The organism is Candidatus Aquicultor sp. (genome assembly GCF_054640775.1).
This window is the reverse complement of sequence record NZ_JBTSLF010000224.1, coordinates 1-3,807: the sequence shown is the minus strand read 5'-3', so window position 1 is coordinate 3,807 and position 3,807 is coordinate 1. Positions and strand designations below refer to the sequence as shown.

General features: G+C 52.2%; 5 protein-coding genes. All 5 read right to left on the bottom strand.

The annotated features are described in order from the left end of the window. On the bottom strand, nt 1-717 hold a 717-nt coding region (ispH, locus tag ACYC56_RS13165; RefSeq protein WP_461374631.1), incomplete at its 3' end, for a 4-hydroxy-3-methylbut-2-enyl diphosphate reductase. Further along, nucleotides 714-1,331: a lysophospholipid acyltransferase family protein gene (locus ACYC56_RS13160; protein ID WP_461374630.1), complete on the bottom strand. Its 618-nt coding sequence runs from the start codon at nt 1,329-1,331 to the stop codon at nt 714-716. The genes ispH and ACYC56_RS13160, both read right to left, overlap by 4 nt. A gap of 35 nt (nt 1,332-1,366) precedes the next feature. Further along, complete coding sequence (gene cmk / locus ACYC56_RS13155) at nt 1,367-2,032, bottom strand: (d)CMP kinase (protein ID WP_461374629.1); 666 nt, start codon at nt 2,030-2,032, stop codon at nt 1,367-1,369. Nucleotides 2,033-2,155: 123 nt separating this feature from the next. Next, nucleotides 2,156-3,442: a 3-phosphoshikimate 1-carboxyvinyltransferase gene (gene aroA, locus ACYC56_RS13150; protein WP_461374628.1), complete on the bottom strand. Its 1,287-nt coding sequence runs from the start codon at nt 3,440-3,442 to the stop codon at nt 2,156-2,158. Nucleotides 3,443-3,496: 54 nt separating this feature from the next. Continuing rightward, the coding region (locus ACYC56_RS13145; RefSeq protein WP_461374627.1) for an ACT domain-containing protein at nt 3,497-3,807 on the bottom strand (311 nt) is incomplete at its 5' end.

Genomic DNA, 3,807 nt, shown 5'->3' with positions numbered 1-3,807 from the left:
GGTCTCAATATGAGAGCTCTTCTTATTGTTTTCCTTGCAGATCTGTGCCAGACGCGTTGTGTTGGCGCTGTTTTTGCCGCCCACAACCAGCATAAGGTCGACCATCTCCGAGAGTTCACGCGCCGCCTCCTGCCGCTGGCTGGTCGCGTTGCAAATCGTGTTAAACACTTTGAGTTCTTTCGTTTTGCTGAGCAACCCTTCAACGATATTCTTCAGGTTCTCGATGGACTGCGTTGTTTGCACCACAACGCCCACCCTATCCATTTCTTTGATATTCTTAAGCTCGTTCGCATTTTCGACAACGAAGGCTTTGTTATCGGTAAACGCCAGAAGCCCGGCAACCTCCGGATGATTTCTCTCGCCCACTATTACGACTTTATAGCCGTTTTCGACGAGACTTGCCGCCCGTTGCTGCGCTTTTGCAACAAAGGGGCAGGTCGCGTCTATGACTTCGAGGTCCCGGTTACGCGCTTCCTCGGTAACCTTGGGATCGACACCATGGGTCCTGATGATAATGGTCCCCGCATCGACCTTGTCAACGGAGTTTACCGCCCTCACCCCTTGCCGTGCGAGAGACTCGACGACCTGGGGGTTATGAATAATCGGGCCCAGGGTATAAATCGGCTTTTCGGAGCCGTCGGTTGCTTCGAGCGCAAGCTTCAGCGCCCTCTGAACTCCATAGCAATAGCCCGCATGTTTTGCCGTTGTAACTTTCACCTTTTTCCACCCGCTATAAGGTTTTCGATCTCACTCATCAACCGTGACGTAAGCTCGGCCTCCCTCTCTTTTCTACCGGCCGGGGCGACCTTTTCAACCTGGATCGGCTCCCCGATTACCGCTTTTAACTTGGGGAACCTCGGTAGTTTGCTGCCGTTCGGCAACACTTTATCGGTTCCGATTATCCCAACCGGAACGATTGTCGCCCCGGTTTTTAGGGCGATCGACGATACGCCCGGAAACGGCTTTCCCAGTTTCCCGTCTCTATGCCGCGTTCCCTCAGGGAATATCAACAGCACTTCGCCGTTGGATAATATCTTAAGCGACTTGACGATCGCCCCCTTATCCGCAATTCCCCTGTTAACCGGAAACGTATTCACCGCTCTTAATAACCTTCCAAACACGGGGATTTTCAGAAGCGATGCTTTTCCCATAGAATTAACGGGCCGTTGACCGGTCACAAGTGCGACCATAATGGGATCGAGGTAGCTCATATGGTTGGGGGCAATAATTACCGGGCCGGTTTTCGGAACGTTGCGCTTTCCGGTAATCTCAAATCTATAAAGGGCTTTCATGAAAAGGACAAGCAACATATAGACCAGTTTATAGAACATGACTTCTCAGCTCTCTTAGCTCCTCTTATCGCTTTTTATGCTTTCTTTGCTAAATCGACTATTTCTTGTACCACCTGGCCGATTGTCTTATTCGTCGTATCGATTGCGCGTGCATCCGGCGCCTTCGTGAGCGGCCCGGTTGTTCGTGTAGAATCGATTTTGTCTCTTGTTACGATATCTCGCTCGACTGCAGATATATCAAGCGTGTGCCCCTTTTCCTTAAGTTCGCGGTAGCGGCGTTTAGCCCGCTCAACCGCAGAAGCTTTTAGAAACACCTTTACCTGGGCATCGGGAAACACAACCGTTCCGATATCCCTTCCGTCCATCACAAGGTCGGGATAGATAGTTGCAAACGAACGCTGCTTCTTAATAAGCGCAGCCCTCAGGCCAGGTACTTTCGACACAGTCGATACGGCTGCGCTCACTTTTGGCGTACGTATCGCCTCCGTAACATCATCGCCGTCGATCCGTATGATAAGGTGCTGCGCCGCATCCAGCCCGTCCATATCGATCTGCGCGCTTCGTGCAAGAGCGGCAACCGCATCCTCGTTGGTGATATCGATTCTTTCTTTTAAGGCCTTCCAGGTCACAGCCCGGTACATGGCACCGGTGTCGACGTACTTAAACCCCAACCGTTTCGCCACTTCTTTTGCAACTGTGCTTTTTCCCGAGGCCGCAGGCCCATCTATTGCGATTATCATTGTTCAATAGTAGCAAATATCATTTTCCATAGCTATCGGATTAGCTTTTGGGGTTTTTGTGATTGATGGCCGTTTTTTGTTGTAGACGCTTTGCGAGGCACTTCTGATAGGAAAAGCAATAACCTAGCGGATAATCGACCGCAGCGTATCTTCAAATGAGGGATAAGAGATAGCGATAGACTCGCTGTTTTCGATTACGGTCTCGCCTTCGGCTACTAGGGCGGCAACCGTAAGCGACATAGCGATCCGGTGGTCTCCATGGCTGTTTACACGGGCGCCTTTTAGCGGGGTCGGGCCGTGGATTATCATGCCGTCGTCCAGCTCTTCGATGTTTGCGCCCATTTTGCGAAGCTCCATACTAAGAGCGGCGATGCGGTCGCTCTCTTTTACCCTGAGTTCACGCGCATCCCTTATTTCGGTGCGGCCTTGGGCCTGGGTGGCCGCAACCGCGATGATCGGTATCTCGTCGATTAGCCTCGGGATAAGGCCGCCCTCGATAACAGCCGACTTAAGTTGAGCGCTCTTTACTTCAATTGTCGCCCGGGGCTCGTTACTTATTTCCGTTTGATCGCTCAATAGGATATTCGCGTCCATCTCGTACAAAACATCGAGTATGCCGGTTCGTGTTTCGTTAACGCCGACGTTCTCGATGACAACCGAAGAATTCTTTACGATGGACGCCGCGACTATAAAAAAGGCCGCGCTCGAGATATCGCCGGGAACATCCACCGCAGCCGCCTTGAGCTTCTGTCCGCCTTTGATTTTATAGGTGGTGTTGAAGCTATCGATATGCGCGCCAAAAAGCTCGAGCATGCGCTCGGTATGGTCCCTTGACCGTGAAGGCTCGGTTAGTTCGGTCTCGCCCTCGGCCAGCAGCCCTGCAAGCAAAAGGCATGTTTTGACCTGGGCGCTTGCGACCGGAAGCGTGTACTGAATACCCTCAAGCTGCGAGCCATAAATAGCAAGCGGAGGATAGTTGCCGTCCTCTCTGCCCCAAATCTCGGCAGTCATCAAACGCAGAGGCTCGACCACCCTGCCGGTCGGCCTGCGCCGGATTGATGCGTCGCCGGTTAACACCGCAAAAAGGTTCTGGCCTGCAAGTATCCCCGGCATGATCCGCATGGTCGTCCCGGAATTGCCGACATCGAGAACATCCCCCGGCTCTTTTAACCCTTTCAAGCCCACACCGTGTATTTTTAGTTCTGTTTCAGACAACCGCTCGATAGTGACCCCGAGCGATTCGAAGCAACGCATCGTGCTTATGCAATCCTCAGCAGCCAAAAACCCGGTAACCGGCGTGACCCCATCGGCAAGCGCGCCGATCATAATCGACCTATGCGAAATCGACTTATCCCCCGGCACCGTTATCGTCCCATTTATGCTATTCACTTTGCCTACCGTTAATTGCATATTTACCGCCTAGAATAGGCTCACATTCGCTAATCGCCATTCGCTAATCGCTAATCATTCCTGCGTTCTTACATCGACCTCGTAGCCTTTATCCAATAGGGCTTTCGCCGCTTTATCGGCGTTTTCCTTTTCGGGGATGGTAAGGCGCACCTGACCCGAAACGTCCGTTGCATGTAATATCTCTATATCTTCGATGTTTATCCCAAGTTGTCCTATCGTTAACGTGATATCGCTGATGACCCCCGGTTTGTCTGAAACAGGAACGTACAGCTCGTAGAGCTTGCCGATTCCTTTGCCGAGCGCCGATGGCAGGTTGAGGCGTGCGTGTTGGGCGCGCTCCAGCAGGCCGGTTATCCGCTCTTTGT